The following is a 16175-nucleotide window of genomic DNA, read 5'->3' on the forward strand; positions in this document are numbered from 1 at the left end:
CGGCGTCGTCAGAGGGTCTGTCCGGTTTGATCACGTGATGCCGAGGGTGTCGAGTGGCCGGGTGGAGTCTCGGCCGTGTTTGCGCAGGCCGGCGGCGATGTTGTCGTAGCCGGTGAGGCGGAGGGCGCCGATGGCGAGGTTGCGCAGTGCGGCCATGGTCCGGCATGCGGTTCCGGTGCGCACGCGCGTGGGGGCACCTCCCGGCCGAAGGCTGGGGGAGCGTCCTCGGCGAAGGTGGTGTCGCGGATGTGGTGGATCTTGTTCTCGATGCCCCGGTGTTCGCGGACGTGGTGCGCGATCTCGGGGGCGTCGGCCTGCTCCGCCGTCAGGTCGGTGACTGCGTGGACGCGTTCCAGGGTGACCTTGCCGGTGGTGACGATCCGGCGGCGGCGCACGATCTGCACGGCCTGGGCGGCGTGGGGGAAGTCGAGGCCACAGGTGACGGTGGCGGTCTTGACGCGGCGGATCCCGTCGCGGCCGTGTGCGGTGGCGCGGGTCTTGTCCAGCAGCGGCACGTCCCGCCAGGGCAGCTGCTTCAGGTGCTGGTGCAGCAGCGGCTGATTCCCCTTGATCACGGCGATGCAGTGGGCCTTCTCGTCCTCCACCGGGAAGCGGGCGTGGGCGGTCTGCGAGTGCAGGGCGTCGAAGGTGACCACGGTGTCGGCCAGGTCGAGTGGGGCGAGCATCGGCCGGAAGACGGTGATCTCGTCGGTCTTGGAGTCGACCTCGCGCCGGGCGGTGACCAGGCCGGCTCCGGTCATCGCGGCGAGCAGGTGGACCTGGGTGCCGTCGGCGCGGCGGGCACCGCGCACAGTCTTGCCGTCCACGGCCAGTGAGCGGCGGCGCGGGGCTGCCCTGCCCTGGCCCGGTCGCGGGCGGCCAGGGTCGCGGGCGGCGAGCCAGGTGCCGATCGCCGCGTCGAGGACCTCGCCGTCGACGCGCCGCAGGACCCGGCGCACGGTGACCTCGGCCGGGGCGGTGGGACCGGATGGCTCCCGGCGGGCGGCGCCGAGAGCGACCAGCACGGCGGGCGGCGCGTCGGCGGCCCACTCCGCAATCGCGGCCAGGGACTTCGCGCCGGCCAGCACCGCGCACGCGGCGAGCGCGAGGACGAAGGCGAGGGGGTGGCGGCGGCCCTTGGCCCGGCGCGGATCGGGTACCGCCGCGAGGCGGCCCAGCAGCTGCGGGCGTTCCCCGGGCTCGGCAGGCCGGGTGGCGGCAAGCTGGTCCAGGTCGGCGGGGATGGGCGATGAGGAGCGGGCAGACACGGTCCTCCGTCGTGGTGATCAGGGCTTCGACACCTCATGATCACCTGGAGGCCATGCCTGCCTCCGCTCACGCCTCGTCCGCGAACGCCACAGTCACGTCCGCCACCTGAACCGGAATCAAGTCGGGCAGATCCCCTGAACGACGCCGCCCTGTGACGGATGCCATCTGGTGGCATTTCAGAGAACCGCAGGTCAGGCAATTGATAGTGCACGAATAAGCGCACCCAATACTCTCAAGTTTTGATGCCACGTCAGTTGGCTATAGAATCGGCCGCATCACTGCCATTCCGAGGGATATTCCCTCGGCCCCTCCGCATGATCTTGGGTTCTCCCGAACCCGGGGGCCCGGGCGCAGCCCATGCACCCATCGTGGAGGGGAGCAGCGTTCCATGACTGGAGAGCCGAAGGACCCGAACGCCGGCGGCGAGCCGGAGCGGGAGAAGCCGGACGACCAGCGGGAACGCCGCGTGCAGATGGTGGGCGCGATTGTCATCGAAGCGCTCAGGCTGGCGGCGGAGATCTTCCGCCGGCTCTGAGTGCGGCAGTGCGGCCCGGGGTGCCACCCGGGCCGCACATGTGGTGATGGTCCGCCGCGCTGTGCGCGGTCCGCGGCCGCCCGGTTGCTTCCGTCGCGAGGAGAGCCGGGCGGCTCCACCATGCCCCCGAAGGAATCATCCTTCGGAAGTCAAAATCATCAGGCCCGAATCGGTAACAATCCCGAAGACCTGATAATGGAATCCGAGTCATTGACCAACACATTCGATCCAATCCCTGACTTCAACTTTGAAGACACCTCATTGAAGTTCAGAATGCAATCGGATGCTTCAGATTCTTTCGATGACCCAAGACTAAATCTACCACGACGCCGAAAAGGATCGAGGTCTTCAGCGGGCGGTTTCCCGACGACGAGAGAGCCCGGGAAGTGAGGTATCCCGTGCGGGACACCTCCTCCCTCGCGGCCCGACGTCTGGGCGAGGGACCAGTTGGCCCCGGGGCCGCTCCGCCCGGCCGGCGACCCGGATCGGCCTCGGGGTCCTACTCATGTGAGTACGTGGTCGCCGCATGCCTCACCCGCAGCGTTAGAAATCTAACGACCAGCCGCAGGGGCGGCGCATCACTGGTTCAGCGCCCCTGACGGCCTCTACACCCCCGCCTGACTTCCCGTCCTGCGTTAACGGTCGTTAGCCTCGTATATCTGGCAATATACGAGGCAACTGCTGTGGGAGGCTTCCTCTCGTCAGCACCCCATGCGTGCAGGAGAGTCGAGTTGAGTACCGTACCCACGCCCGGCGGGCCCGCCGGCGTCTTCCGCACGTACCGGCACAGCGTCACCGAAGTGGCCCGGCTCGGCGACGCCCTGGCCGTGCCCCAGGGTCGCACGGCCGATTCCGCCGGGTCCGCGCAGCTCGCAGGGCGGCGGCCCCGCCTCCACGGCGGTCAGCCATGAGTACCGAACTCGACATCATGGAAGGCGAGTTCGTCGACGTCGATGGCCGGCCAGTGCCTGCTGCCCGCACCGGCAGGCACGGGATCGACGTCAGCGGATTCGACCGTGACACCGTGCTGGTGGCAGGTCGGCCGCTGCCGGCCGCGTTCACGGCGCCGCAGTACGCGGCCGGGGACTTCGTCATCAGTGAGGAGATCGCGCGGCTCCTCAGCGAATCGAGGGTGCCCAACACCGAACGCAACCACCGGGCCCGGATTCGGGTCTTCGAACGCTGGTGTGCCGAGCGCGGCCGGGTCGCACTGCCCTGCACCACGGCGACGCTGATCGAGTACGTCGGGTGGATGATCCTCAGCGACGTCTACGACCCCAACACGGTCTCCGACTACCACAGCACCGTGGTCACCTGGCAGGAGCGGGAGACTCCCGGGAACACCCGGCCCGGGACCATCCAGACCGGCAAGATGATCGCCGCCTTCCGCAGGAAGTGGTCGGCGACCAAGACCGAGAAGCAGTCACCCGCGATCCTCGAAGCCGACCTGGAGGAGATGGTCGCCGACTGCGACCGGGACCACCGCCAGGGCATCGGTCGACGCGACGCCGCCATGCTCACGATGGGCTGGCACCTGCTCAGCCGCCGGATCGAGCTGGCCCGCCTGGTGCCCGTCCACGCCGAACTGCACACCGACGGCATCGCCGTCCGGCTCGTCGCCCGCAAGACCCGCAAGGACGGTTCGGTCTTCGAGGCCTGGATCCCGGCCCGCGACGACGCCCCGCACCTGTGCCCGGCGCGCCGCCTGCGCGCCTGGCTGGAGTACGCCCGCACCGTCCGCATGCCGCTCGACCGGGCCCTGTTCCGCGCGCTCAACAAGGCCGGTCAGCTCCAGGTCCGGCTCACCCCGCAGACCCGGCCGAGGCACCCTGACGGGCAGCCGAAGGCCGACCACGAGATCGCCGTCGAGGAGTGGGTGGAACTCTCGTACCTGTCCGGCGACGCCGTCAACGCGGTCGTCAAGGCCCGTGCCCGGAACGCGTACCGAAGTGTGGCCGACCTCTCGGAACAGCAGCGCGTCGAGTCCGGCTACAACGCGCTGCTGCACGAGGACACCGTGAAGGCCGTCACCGCGCACGGCCTCCGGGCCGGCGGGGCCTCCGCACTGCGCGAGGCCGATGTCCCCGAGGACCAGATCGCCGAGATGGGCGACTGGCGCAAGGACTCCGCCGCGATGCGCCGCTACTTCCGCCGGATCCGGGTCCGGAAGCAGAACCCCTGGGCAGTTGCCCGCGCCGGCCGGATGCAGGAGCGGGCAGCGCCACTGTGACAGGCGGACACTGCCGCTCCGCGCCTCGGCGGATACCCCTGTGGGGAGGCGCAGGGGTACGGAGCAGCCTGCTCCCGCGGTGTCGGACATAGCCGGTGCGCCAATGGATCCAGTGCTCACGCCCAATCTGCCCGGTGGGCACGCCATCCCATCAGCAGTCAGGCCTCTCGGCCGACCAGCAGGGGCACGGTCTGGCACCAGAACTCGCAGTGGTTCCGGACAGCGGAGTACTCACCTGCGGGCGGCCAGGGGGCGCAGTCTCTCCTACGACCCGCTGAGTCCCGTCAGGACGACTGCGGTCCCGTCGATGAGCCGACCGCACGGACCGACTCCGGTGAGTTCGGCGCTGCTCGACAGCGTGGTGAGGGAGCACGTGCCGGCGGCTCCGCTGCGGCCATCGTGCCGGATCGCTTCCGGTCCGGCCGATCGGCCCGCGGGAGCGCGCTCTTCCCACCCGGCTGGGCCTGTCCGGGCCCGGAGGCGAGCGGCCTCCCGCCGTCCCGAAACCGATCACCGCCGGCCGGGACCGTCCGCCCCGCTACACCTGCTCCGGGCGCAGGAGACCGGCCTGGCGGGAGAAACGCAGGAGGCGGTTGTAACCCGAGGCGTCGCGGTACAGGGACTCCAGGTACAACACGCGTACGATCGCCGTCAGCTCGGTCTCGGTGGCGCGCACCGTGTGACGGCGGGAGCCCGGGACCGGCAGTGCCGTGGCGAGCACGGTGTCCAGCGCCGCCGAGTCCACGCCCGTGAGGACGCCGGCCTTGGCATCGGCGAGGGCCTGGCGCAGGAGCTCGATGTCGGCACCGCGCAGTTCGAGCGCGACACCCGGCACGGGGGCCCGCTCCGGGCCGGGCCGGGCCTCCACAGCCGGGTCCTCGTGGCGGGCCCGGTACCGCAGGGCATCGTGCCCGAGGGGGGTGAGCCGGGTCGCCCAGGCCGAACAGTCCTTGCCACTGGGCAGGGTTTCGGGCAGGTCGGCAGGTGTGAGCTCGAACAGCCCGGCACGCGCGAGCCTGCGGACCGTACCCGACCCGCCGGAGTGGGCCTCCAGGAGCCGGTCGCCTGCCATCCAGGTGCCCGACCCCAGGGCGGCAACCGTCTCCAGCATCATCCACTCGATCTGACTGAGCGTCATGAATTCTCTCTTGGTCCGTAGTTGCCGTCAGCCTTCCATGCCCGCTCGGCCCCGTGACCCCGGTTCCGGCGGACCGGGGACGTCGACATCCACTCCGTGGAATGCCTGCTCCATTCATGAACAGAAGTTCGCGGCCTGCGTCGAGACCCGCAGCATCAGCTGCGGCAGAGCCGGCCGGACGGGCGCGGACGTGACCGATCCGGAGAGGACGGGGGCCGGCACCGGGCGCAGCTCCTCGACCGCACTCCCGAGGCGGGGCACCCGCACCTCGACAGGTGTGCCGTGCACCGTCGCGGGCAGAGGGCAGAGAGGGCAGCGTGCGGCCGGGGCCCGGACGGTGATCCGCCCGGGGCCCCGGCGCTCGTGGAGGCGGGACGGTCAGGCGCCGGGGACGCTGACGTAGCCGGAGATCCCGTGCTTGCCGGCGCGGGCCTCGGCGGGCTTGAAGTGGCGGTGCGTCACCTTGTCCCCGAAGTTGCCCTCGACGGTGTCGATGGTTCCGTCGTGGTTGACGGCGACGACGACCCCGACGTGGCCACCGGTGGCGTAGGCGGGCGAACCGTAGACGACGAGGTCGCCGGGCGCGGGGGCGTAGGGGCGCTCGCCGCGCGCGGGCAGGCGGTTGTGGAACAGGTGGTGCTCCTGGCCCCACTTGCCGACACCGCGCCCGAGCAGGGTGGTCGGCGCGGGCCTCACACCGGCCCGGTGCCAGGTCCAGTCGACGAACGCGGCGCACCAGGAGGTCTTCGCGCACCTACTCTTCTTGGCCTCCCCTTCGGCGTAGGCGAAGTACTTGTCGCACGCGCCGGTCTTCTCGGGCTTCTGGCCGGCCGGGGTGATCTGGTCGCGGGCGATGGAGACGATCCGCTCGCGCAGCGCGGAGCGGGCCGCGGTGGCGGGCTCGGCGGCGGTGGCGGCCGCGGTGGCGGGCTCGGCGGCGGTCGCGTCCCGGACGGCGTGCACACCGTCCGGGAGGGCGGCGGCCGCGGTGGCGGTGCCGAGGCCGCCGAACGTCCCGGCGGCCACGAGGGCGACGGCGGCGGTCCTTCCGGCGCGGCCCGCGAGGGCGGTGAGCAGGCGCGATTCTGCCATGTGCATGATCTCTCCTTGGATGCGCTCCCACCGACCCGGATGGACGTGCGACACGTCCGGGGTGCGGAAGGGGATGGGTTTCGCCGGGGTGCGTCCTCCGGCTGATCACCACCGTTGCACGCCCGACCGCCGAACTCCTACGCTGTGTGAACTCCTGGTTACCCATGCATATGCGCAGAGCCTCCGCACGGCGCTGAACTGGTCTTATGCGCAGCCGAAGGAAGAGGAAACGAGCCGATGACGCACAGCCGGCCGCCGCAGGAAGCAGAGGAACCGGACCGGCAGACGGCCGCCGCGGCCCGCGCCGAACTGGCCCGGACGCTGCGGAGGTGGCGTCAGGAGGCCGGAAACCCCACCCAGGTGACCGTGTCCCGGCGCACCGCGATCGCCCAGACGACCCTCTCCCGCTACGAGAACCCCGACGGCAGGTACCCGGCACCGGAAGCGGCGCTCCGCTCCCTGGCCGCGTACTACGCGGTCGCCGACGGCGAACTCGTCCGCGCTCTCGAGCTCAGGGCGGCGATCGACGGCGGAGCGGACGACTCTCCGGTACCGGAGCCGGTACCCGAGCCTGCGGCGGCGACCGCACCGGGGGCTCCCCTGCCCGGCCCCGGGCCGACAGCAGGTCAGGAGCCCGGTGGCGAACGACGGCACCGGGCGGTGTGGGCCACCGGGGGCGCGGCCGTGGCGGCCGCCTGCGCGATCCTCTACTTCGCGGCGGGCCCGGGAATCGGCGCCGGCGACCGCAGCGGTACGGACGCCGCGTCCACGCCCGCCCGGCAGGCGGTGCCCGCGCCCACGGCGGCCTTCTCCTGCGACGGGGCGTCCTGCCTGCACGTCGACCCGGTCGGCACCGTCTGCGACCGCGACGCCGCCACCGCCGCGGCCGACCGCGACTTCGGCGTACTGATCGAACTGCGCTACAGCCCCTCCTGCCACGCCGCGTGGGCCAAGATGAGCGGAGGCTCTCCCGGCGACCGCGTCCAGGTCTTCGGCACCCCGCCCGAGCAGGAGGAGTACCGCCAGCAGTCCGGCCACGACGCCCACAGCAAGATGGTCCGCGCCGCCCGCCCCGCCGACGCCCGTGCGTGCGCCGTCGTCGACGACCGGGGCACCGTTTGCGCCGCACTCCCGGAGACCCCCGCGGGATGACGCGGGAGAACGAGGCGCGGACGGGCCTGAGCAGCACGGGTGGAGGCCGAGGGCGGCCGCCCGTCGAGGCGGAACGGATCCGGCGCCCTCCGCCCTCGCGATCCGGGGTGAGCGCCCCGGCCGTACCGGCTTGGGCGACACGGCCGGGCCGTGGAACGCATCGCCAATGGCAGGTGCCGGCGGAGAGTGGCGAGACCCTCGGAGTTGGGCCCGGCGACGATCCGGGCTCACGGAGTGTTGGCTCACACGCCGGACCTGGGAAAACGTGACCTTGCCTTCGAACTGGGAATCGCTTCTCATCAGATCGGCAAGGGCTCAGGTACTCGTCCGTGCCGACAGATGACGGCCCAGGTGGGAGGCGGTCAAAGTGTCGTACTCTCGCACGATGTCCGCAGGGTGGCCTTCGGCGACGATGCGGCCGCCGTCGTCGCCCGCCCCCGGTCCGAGGTCCAGGACCCAGTCCGCGGCGGCGACGGTGCGCAGGTCGTGTTCCACCACGACGACCGTGTTCCCGGCGTCCACCAAGTGCTGCAGCTGCCCGACGAGGAGGTCGATGTCGGCGGGGTGCAGCCCGCTGGTGGGTTCGTCGAGGAGGTACAGGGTGTGGCCGCGCGGCGCGCGGTGCAGCTCGCTCACCAGCTTGATGCGCTGGGCTTCCCCGCCGGACAGCGTCGTGGCGCTCTGGCCCAGCGTGAGATAGCCCAGGCCGATGTCGGAGAGGAACTCGAGGATGCGGGCGGCGGGTTGCACGTCCTGGAGGAACTCGAGGGCCTCGTCCACGCTCATCGCCAGCACGTCGGCGATGGTTCTGTCGCGGTAACGCACCATGAGCGTGCCGGGGTTGTAGCGGGCGCCCTTGCAGACCGGGCAGGGGGAGGTCTCTGTGGGCAGGAAGAGGAGTTCGATGCTGACGACTCCGTCGCCCAGGCAGTGCGGGCAGCGCCCCTGTGTCACGTTGAAGGAGAACCGGCTCGCGGTGTAGCCGAGTTCCTTCGCGGCCGGCTGGGCGGCGAACAGCTTGCGGACGCTGTCGAACAGGCCGGTGTAGGTGGCGAGGTTCGAACGCGGTGTGCGCCCGATGGGCTTCTGGTCCACGACCGCCAGCCGGTCGATGTCCTCGAGCCCGGAGCTGGCCCGTACCGTCACGCGGTCCTCCTCCAGGTCCCAGACCGGCACCCCGGCCTCCTCCTCGTCGACGGTCTCCACCGACGCGGGCCTACGGGCGATGTCCTGCGCGGTCTCATCGGCGTGCAGGTGGTCGCGGACCGTCTCCGCGAGGGCACGCCGTACGAGGGTCGACTTCCCGGACCCGGAGACGCCGGTGACCGCGGTCAGCGTGCCGAGCGGGAAACTCGCGTCCACGTCATGGAGGTTGTGGCCGGTGACTCCGGTGAGGCTCAGCCAGCCGTCCGGTTGCCGGGGCTTCTCGGGGCCGGGCACCGTGGGCGCGCTTGGCGTGAGGTACCGGGCTGTCACCGATTCCTCTGCCTGGTCGAGCTGCCCGGCGGGGCCGTCGTACAGGACCCGCCCGCCGTGGCGGCCCGCACCGGGACCCATGTCGACGATCCAGTCGGCCGAGGCGAGGACCTGGGCGTTGTGTTCCACGACGAAGACGCTGTTCCCGGCTCCTCTGAGCCGTCGCAGCGCGGTGAGCAGCAGCTCGGTGTCGGCGGCGTGCAGTCCGGCGGAGGGCTCGTCCAGGACGTACAACACGCCGAACAGGCCGCTGCGGAGCTGGGTGGCCATGTGCAGGCGCTGGAGTTCGCCGCTGGAGAGGGTCGAGGTCGCGCGTCCGGTCGCGAGGTAGCCCAGGCCCAGGTCGATCAGTGTGCCGAGCTGGTCCTGGAGGCCACTGATCAGGGCGTGCGCGGCCTGCCTGCGTTCGGCGGGCAGGGCCAGGGTGTCGGGGTGGTCGCGCGCGGTCTCCAGGAAGGCCGAGAGCTGGGTCAGCGGCATCGAGGTGGCGACGGAGATGTCCTGCCCGGCGATGGTCACCTCCAGGGCCTCCGGGTTGAGCCGCTTGCCGTGGCAGGTCGGGCAGATCTCCTGGGTCATGAAGGAGACGGCCTTGGCCCGCAGGTGCGCTGCTTTGGAGGTGGCGAAGGTGTGCAGCACCCACTTGCGGGGGCTCATGTAGGTGCCCTGGTAGGAGCGTGCGATGCGGTGTGCGTCGCGGATCGGGTGCACGGTGACCGTCGGCTGCTCGTCGGTCGTCAGCAGCCACTCGCGGCGGGCCGCGGGCAGGGTACGGAAGGGTACGTCGATGTCCACGCCCAGCTCGGCGAGGATGTCGCGGTAGTTCTTGCCCTGCCAGGCGCCCGGCCACGCGGCGATCGCGCCCTCCCGGATGCTCAGGGAGTCGTCACCGACGAGCTTGCCGTCGTCGACGGTGTGCAGGCGCCCCAGACCGGAACACGTCCGGCACGCGCCCACCGCCGTGTTCGGCGAGAAACTGTCCGAGTCCAGCGGCGCGGCGTCCCGGGGGAACGTCCCGGCCAGATCCTCGGGAGTCCGGCCCGCCGGGTAGGTGCCGGCTCGGGAGTACAGCATGCGCAGCACGTTCGAGACCCGGCTGACGGTCCCCACCGTCGAGCGCGTGCTGCCCCCGCTGTGCTGCTGGCGCAGGGCGACGGCCGGCGGCAGACCGGTGATCGCGCCGACCCTGGGCGCCGATCCCTGGTCGATCAGCCTGCGGGCGTACGGCGCGACGGACTCGAGGTAGCGCTGCTGGGCCTCGGCGTAGATGGTGGCGAACGCCAGCGACGACTTGCCCGACCCCGACACCCCGGTGAAGGCCACCACCTGGTCGCGCGGCACGTCCACATCGACGTGGCGCAGATTGTGCTCGTCGGCACCCCGGACCTTGATCAGTCCGTCGTGACCGGCCTCCTGCGGTGCGGTGTGCGACGGAGGAGAATCCATTCGTGCGTGCAGTGCCATAGGTGAAACGTATCCGCGCAGCTCTGGCGGCGCCCGTGTGGATGATCGGGTGACACCAATTTGCGCACGCTGTGGACGGTTCGACCGCACTGCACTTGCCCTCTGACCCGCGGAACCGCCGGCCGAGCCCTTCGCCGATGTCGGTCGTACAGTGATTTCATGCGGCCCGTCTCCCAGAGAGAGCGCAAGGGGCGCCCTTCGAGGTCATCAGCCCCTACCGGCCCGGTGGCGGCCATTGCCGAGCTGGCTGGGAGTGTGGGCGAAGCCGTGATCCACATCGCCTCGATCGACCACCCCGCCAAGCGCATGACGGACGAGACCACACCAACCTGGCGAGGAACCTACTAGGACATAAAGGGCGATCCGTCTGCGATCAAACGCCCTCTGACGCCCGGGCGTGATCGAAATGTGCGAAGCAGTCCGCTGTCTGCCGGGCAGGGGCATCGTCGGTTGGGGGTTTTCAGGGCGCGCGCACCAGTGCCCCGACCGAGGTCGCCGCGACCTGCTCGATGAGTTCGATGCCGGTCTCCCGCGTGGGCTGACCGTCGGTGAGCACGACGACGAGCAAGGTGTGTCCCGCACGTTCGACGATGCCCACGCTGTTGACGGCCCATAGCTGAGGTACCCCGCCCGGGAGCCAGCCGTTCTTCAGTACCGGCAGGTCGCCGGGCGCTCCCGCTGCGCCGACGCCCCAGTTCTGTCCGTCAATGATGGCGCTCATGAGGGCCCGCACGTACGACCGGGATTCGGCGTTCAAGGGGGAGTCCTGCGTGAACACGGCCTTCAGGAGGGAGATCTGGTCACGGGCCGTGGTCCGGGTCAGTCCCCAGGCTCCCCTTTGGCCGGCGTGTGCCGGGGTGAGTCCGAATCGGGCGTTGGCCGCGTCCAGACCTTGGCGTCTGCCGATGTCGATCCAGAGCTTCTGTGCCGCGTCGTTGTCGCTGACGCGGATCATGTCGGAGGCCAGCTGTCGCTGAGCAGAACTGAGTCGGCCTCCGCGGTCCTGCGTCTGCAGCAGCAGGGCGGCTAAAATGTCGACTTTGATGATGCTCGCGGAGGTGAAGGTCTCGGTGGACGAACCGTAGGTGGCCGAGCGGCTCGAGGTGAGGTCCTCGACGGCGAGAGCGTACCGGCCGTGGTGCGCCCCGAGCCCGTCGAGCGCGAGGCGCACGGCCTGCTCCGGCGTTGTCGTACCCGCGACGGCAAGTTCTTGCCCGGAAGGCGCGCCTGGCGCTGACGGGGTTGACGTCGGCAGTGGGTCAGGAGGGGCGCCCTCGACCGGACCCGAGGTCGGGAACAGGACGTGGGCCACCATGGCGGCGCCCATGAGTACGGGTATGACGAAGGCTGTCCGATGCTTCATACCCGTACTCGCTTTCCGACGTCCGGGCACGCGGACATCGCCTATGGGCCTGTAAGGGCGTGCAGGGGTTCCGGACGTGCCGCCGTGCGTGCTCGGTCCGGTGTCGTCCGCCTCAGCGGCGGCCGGTGCGGCTCACCCGCCGCAAGATCTGGCGATCTTCGCTGTCTCGTCGATCTCGATCGGGAAGTCGTGCCGGCCGCCGAGGTTCACGGTCCATCCGTGGGTGAGAGTTCCGGACGAGGGGTTGTCGGCAAGCCAGAAGGGGGGTGTGGTGAAGGAGCAGGTGCCGGCGGTCGGGCCCTGGCCGCGGTCGGATCGAAGGTATTCGGTCACGAACTGCTTCTCGAGCCTCGCCATTGCCGTGGAGTCACCGGACCTGGTGGCCGCCACCAGCCCGCCGTAAAAGCCGGAAACCGTGGGGTCGCCCCCCTTGCTGGCTCCGGCGACCGTTGTGCAGGTCAGGTCGGTCACCTTCCCCGTGGCCCCGTCGAAGTCCAGGGAAGGGGTCCGGTCGAGCCGTTCAATCCCCTGGTACAGCAGGACCTCACCCGACGCCAGCACGCCGTCGACCAAGGCACCGCAGGTCACACCGCGGGAGTCGGCCCCCCAGATCCGTTGGTACGTGGACTCGTCGGCGAACAACGCTGCCACCTCTGCCGGATCCACCTCGGAGCGGGTGGCCGGATTCTGGTAGCGCAGGGCAGAGAGGAACAGGGTGTTCGTCGTCCGGGCCGGGTCGGCAGGGTGGGCCGGTGTCGAAGCCGGTGCCGCAGCCGTGGGCGAGGACCGCTCGATGGGCGGGGGTGAAGCAGGCATATCGGCACCCGACGCGGTCGATGCCCGTACGGGTACCGGGGCACGGTCATGATCCGCTTGAGACACGAAGCCAGCGCCCAGGGCCACGATCACCACGGCCGCCGCCGCACCCGTCTGCAGGCGCCGGCGGCGCCGCCGCACCGACCCGATGAGCTCATCGACGTCGTAGCCGCGCGACGGTTCCTGCCGTGAACGGTCGCGCATGGCCGCGGCCAGCTCCTCCTCCAGGTCGTAGTCCTTCATGCCGCCCCTCCCGAACGTGTGTGCAGTGCCTGTGCATCGACGGTCGACCGGAGTTTCGACAGGCCCCTGGCCACCTGGGATCGGACCGAGCCGGCCGAGATGTTCATCAAGTGGCCGATCTCCGCGTCGTCGAGATCCTCGAAGTACCGCAGCACCAGTACGGTGCGCATGCCGATCGGCAGGGACTGCAGCTCACGCATCAACTCGTCGCGGACCACGAGACCTTTGTACGGATCGACGTACCCGTCCCCGATACCGTCGTCCAGGGGTACTTCCGCACGTCCACGTAGTTTGCGCCAGCGGTCGTTGGCGAGGTTCACCAGGATCCGGCGCGCATAGGCCTCCGGTGAGTCGGCGGAGCGAATCCTGCGCCAGTGCCGACAGACCTGCTCCAGCGTGGACTGCACCAGATCGTCGGCCACATGACGCTCGCCGGTGAGCAACAGTGCGGTCCTGAAGAGGGCCGACGACCGTGCATGCACGAATGCCGTGAAGGCAGGGACGTCAGCAGTTCGCATGGTCACTCGGCTCGTGACTCTTGAGCATCTTCGCCTCCCCCGAAGCCCCCTTGGCTCCCCCGCTCAACCTGACGGAGCCCGACTCGCGACTGCTGCACGCGATCTCCGGTCGTGACGCAAGCGTTATCTCGGGTACGGGGCCTCGGTGACCCAGTCGGCGATCCGGCCGATCGTCCGGGTCGGGAGGCGGTCGGCGAGAACGGTGACGGTCTTACGGGTGATCGCGAGGTGTTCGAGACGGGTCGTCGCCTTCAGCAGCCGGTTCTGCAGTTCCCCGAACCGCGTGCGGAGGTCGTCGACCAGGGCCTGGGCGGCGTTCTCCTGGATGTCGAGTGCGTCGAGCAGGTGCTGGACATTCACGCGCTCACCGCTTGCCGCCCTTTCACCCGCATGAGCGACGCCCTGACGGGGGCCGGCCCGCTGTGCAGCGGGCCGGCCACCGTCAGGGCGTCGTGGTGACGATCAGATCGGTCGGACCATGACGGCGTACAGCGGAGCGTCCTCGAACGGCTGCTGCTCTCCCACTTTTCGGTAGCCCCAGGACTCGTAGAGTGCCTGGACTCGGGGGTGTGTGGTGTCAACGAGCAGTGTGGCCAAGGCTTGTGATTTGGAGGCAAGGAGTTCCAGGTGGAGCTGCTCGGAGATGCCCTGCTTGCGCCAGCGCGGCCGTACCATGACCTCCGATACCGCGAAGGTGCTGACATCGGCAGGTTCGGGGTCGAGGTGGCCCCGCCACCATTCCCGCCCTTGTGCGAGTGGCCCGCCGTAGGCGAATCCGACCGGCTCTTCTCCGTCGTATGCGACCACGCAGTGAAAGCCCGGCCGTGCGATCCAGTGCTTCACGAACCAGGGAAACCTCTGAACGAAAGGATCATCGGCCTGGTCGGCATACGCGTCCGCGTGTACGGCGATCAGCAGGTCGGACAACTCTGTCGGGAGATCTCCTCCATGGTGGTGACTGATCGTTATCACAGGCTCTCCCTCGGACGGCGAATGCGGTCGGTCCACTCTCGCGTGGTTGTGCTGTCCGGTGCCATAGTGATCAAGGCGCGGTGGAAGTCGCCCAGCAGGCTTCGCAAACGTAGCGGTAGCTCGTCGTCGCCCATGAGCGGTCGAACGGTGAGGGCGGTCGCGCGGGCCTGTTCGGCCTCTGCCTGGTGCAGCTGTGCGAGGGCGAGCAGAGCCGCGACGGCGGCCGTCCTGCTGGTACGCATCCACCCAGTACCCCACGACGCGGGCCGTTCGCACCGGCAGCCAGCAACCTTGTCACCCGCACGAGCGACGGCCTACCGGTGAACACTTCCCTGGAGGCCGGTGCGGACCAGAGTGCCATCGGACACCAACGCCACCGTCAGGACTTCATCGCGACCAGCGTGCGGGCGCGCTCGTCCAGCGCACGGACACGAGCGTTGCCGGTGTGAGGCCGGATCCCGGCCATCATCTGGTGGAAGTGGTCGTCGGCCCGGGCCGACGACAGGGTCTCGTAGTCGTCCAGGAAGTCGTGCCACGTCGCGGTCGCCCGTTCGACGTGCCCAACCTCCAACTGCCGTTGTGCCAGGACACCGTTGGCATGCGCCCGCCCCTGCTTCTCCGTCGGGGGGCGCAGCCGTTGGGACTGTTGCATGGCCGTGATCGACCCCGGCACGTCCCCGAGGGCGTACAGGACGCTGGAGACGTGGAAGTGGTAGGCGGCGATGTCGTACCCACCAACGTGGTCGTTCCGGCCCTCCGCCTTCGACAGCGACTTCTCCGTCTGCTGAAGGCGTGCGAACGCCAGTGTCCGGTCCTTCATGAGAGCGGCACCGTGTGCCTGTTGTCCGGAGAGAAAGGCCGCCAAGCGGGGGCCCACCTTCGGTGCGGCCTCCGCAGCTGCGTCCGCGAGGTTCAGGGCCTTGCGGCCGTACTTCAGGTTGGCGGCCTGCAGAGCCATGCCGCGCAGAGTCCGGCAGTACGTGACGTGGTCCTCGGCGGCCCTCGCCAGCTCCAGGGCACGGTGGTAGTAGCTCTGCCCGAGACCGTGTTCGATCTCGTACATCGCCATCCACCCCATGAGGTAGACCAGATCCGCAGCAGCGGTCAGCATGTCGGCCCGGATCTCGGGGGTGGCGTCCGCGCGCAGGTAGGTGCCGACGGTGTTCGTCAGAAACGCTGCGGCCATCGGACGGGCGTGGCCGGCGCCGAGTTCGTCCAGGATCTCGGCGATCCGCTCGGTCATCCGGCGGACGGTCTTGACCTCACTCTCCCCAACCCGAACCGTGCGGCCGGTCAGCGGCGTGGCGGCATTGATGCGGTCGCCCAGGTCGGCAAACCCTGGTACGCCCAGAGCCGCCGCGTAGAGACCGCTCTTCAACACGTTACGCCGTGATGGGTCCATGTCGGCCCTCCCGATGTTCACGATCTTGTCTACGACGTCACCCGAACTCGGGTGCAGCAGATCGTCGTTGGGGCGGGAGAAGCCCGCCTCTGCTGACGTTACAGTCCGACCGAGCCTGCTGCTGAGAACTGCACAGATGACTGGCTGAACCCCGTTGGCGGGCTGGGTGCCCTTGACCCAGTGGGACACTGCCGAGTGGTCGTACCTGAGGTCCAGCTGGATTTCCCGGCCGGCACGGTTCACGGCCTGGGCAAGCTGCGTCTTGGTCCATTGAGCCTGTTCGAGCAGCGAGGCCAGGCCGGTGTTCGGAGTCTTGGCACCCATCATCACTCCGTATACGAGCGTTCACGGCGTTCACACTGCTCTCCAGCATGACCGGTTCCCGCCGTTCACGTGGCCCAGTTGAATGAACGTCAGCAACGACGGGCGGGCCCCAACGTGCTGACCCTCCTGGTCATCCCCGGTACGGAACCCCTGGGAAACCCGCACACAGCCATTTCCTTCG

13 protein-coding genes and 1 pseudogene are annotated in these 16175 nt (G+C 69.8%); 4 read left to right on the forward strand and 10 right to left on the reverse strand.

The features are described from left to right. Positions 1-8 precede the first annotated feature (8 nt). On the reverse strand, positions 9-1268 hold the full coding sequence (locus ACGFSC_RS13485) for an ISAs1 family transposase (protein WP_359902370.1): 1260 nt from the start codon (positions 1266-1268) through the stop codon (positions 9-11). Between the two features lie 389 nt (positions 1269-1657). Between ACGFSC_RS13485 and ACGFSC_RS13490 the strand changes: the two genes are divergently transcribed. Next, on the forward strand, positions 1658-1804 hold the full coding sequence (locus ACGFSC_RS13490; RefSeq protein ID WP_359902367.1) for a hypothetical protein: 147 nt from the start codon (positions 1658-1660) through the stop codon (positions 1802-1804). A gap of 907 nt (positions 1805-2711) precedes the next feature. Then, a complete protein-coding gene (locus ACGFSC_RS13495) occupies positions 2712-4034 on the forward strand; it encodes a hypothetical protein (protein WP_359902364.1) in 1323 nt (440 codons plus the stop codon). A gap of 538 nt (positions 4035-4572) precedes the next feature. Here the strand turns inward: ACGFSC_RS13495 and ACGFSC_RS13500 are convergent. Then, positions 4573-5172 (reverse strand): hypothetical protein, encoded by a 600-nt coding sequence (locus ACGFSC_RS13500; RefSeq protein WP_359902361.1) that lies wholly within the window; start codon positions 5170-5172, stop codon positions 4573-4575. Between the two features lie 378 nt (positions 5173-5550). Then, on the reverse strand, positions 5551-6264 hold the full coding sequence (locus ACGFSC_RS13505) for a CHAP domain-containing protein (protein ID WP_359902358.1): 714 nt from the start codon (positions 6262-6264) through the stop codon (positions 5551-5553). A 237-nt stretch (positions 6265-6501) separates the two neighbouring features. On the opposite strand from ACGFSC_RS13505, the gene ACGFSC_RS13510 reads away from it, so the two are divergent. Beyond that, positions 6502-7416, forward strand: coding sequence for a DUF2690 domain-containing protein (locus ACGFSC_RS13510; RefSeq protein WP_359902355.1), 915 nt, complete (start codon positions 6502-6504; stop codon positions 7414-7416). A gap of 315 nt (positions 7417-7731) precedes the next feature. Here ACGFSC_RS13510 and ACGFSC_RS13515 read toward each other — a convergent pair whose 3' ends face one another. After that, a complete protein-coding gene (locus ACGFSC_RS13515) occupies positions 7732-10338 on the reverse strand; it encodes an excinuclease ABC subunit UvrA (RefSeq protein WP_359902352.1) in 2607 nt (868 codons plus the stop codon). Between the two features lie 279 nt (positions 10339-10617). Here ACGFSC_RS13515 and ACGFSC_RS13520 point away from each other — a divergent pair. Continuing rightward, a pseudogene (locus ACGFSC_RS13520) lies at positions 10618-10704 on the forward strand (IS5/IS1182 family transposase); the annotation flags it as partial. A 112-nt stretch (positions 10705-10816) separates the two neighbouring features. Here ACGFSC_RS13520 and ACGFSC_RS13525 read toward each other — a convergent pair. The 6 genes from ACGFSC_RS13525 to ACGFSC_RS13550 all read right to left on the reverse strand — a co-directional run bounded on the left by ACGFSC_RS13525 (position 10817) and on the right by ACGFSC_RS13550 (position 15994). After that, on the reverse strand, positions 10817-11527 hold the full coding sequence (locus ACGFSC_RS13525) for a serine hydrolase (protein WP_359902349.1): 711 nt from the start codon (positions 11525-11527) through the stop codon (positions 10817-10819). A gap of 324 nt (positions 11528-11851) precedes the next feature. After that, positions 11852-12778 carry a hypothetical protein gene (locus tag ACGFSC_RS13530; protein ID WP_359902346.1) on the reverse strand — a complete coding sequence of 309 codons (927 nt, stop codon included), beginning with the start codon at positions 12776-12778 and terminating at the stop codon, positions 11852-11854. Next, positions 12775-13296, reverse strand: coding sequence for a SigE family RNA polymerase sigma factor (locus tag ACGFSC_RS13535; RefSeq protein ID WP_359902506.1), 522 nt, complete (start codon positions 13294-13296; stop codon positions 12775-12777). The genes ACGFSC_RS13530 and ACGFSC_RS13535 overlap by 4 nt, the downstream gene beginning before the upstream one ends. A gap of 123 nt (positions 13297-13419) precedes the next feature. After that, positions 13420-13656 carry a hypothetical protein gene (locus tag ACGFSC_RS13540; protein ID WP_359902343.1) on the reverse strand — a complete coding sequence of 79 codons (237 nt, stop codon included), beginning with the start codon at positions 13654-13656 and terminating at the stop codon, positions 13420-13422. Between the two features lie 102 nt (positions 13657-13758). Beyond that, entirely contained in the window at positions 13759-14223 is a 465-nt protein-coding gene (locus tag ACGFSC_RS13545; protein ID WP_359902340.1) for a GNAT family N-acetyltransferase, read from the reverse strand. Between the two features lie 424 nt (positions 14224-14647). Next, positions 14648-15994, reverse strand: coding sequence for a hypothetical protein (locus ACGFSC_RS13550; protein ID WP_359902503.1), 1347 nt, complete (start codon positions 15992-15994; stop codon positions 14648-14650). Positions 15995-16175: the final 181 nt, after the last annotated feature.

The organism is Kitasatospora sp. NPDC048715 (assembly GCF_043198905.1).
In the GTDB taxonomy this organism is placed as follows: domain Bacteria; phylum Actinomycetota; class Actinomycetes; order Streptomycetales; family Streptomycetaceae; genus Kitasatospora; species Kitasatospora lactacystinica.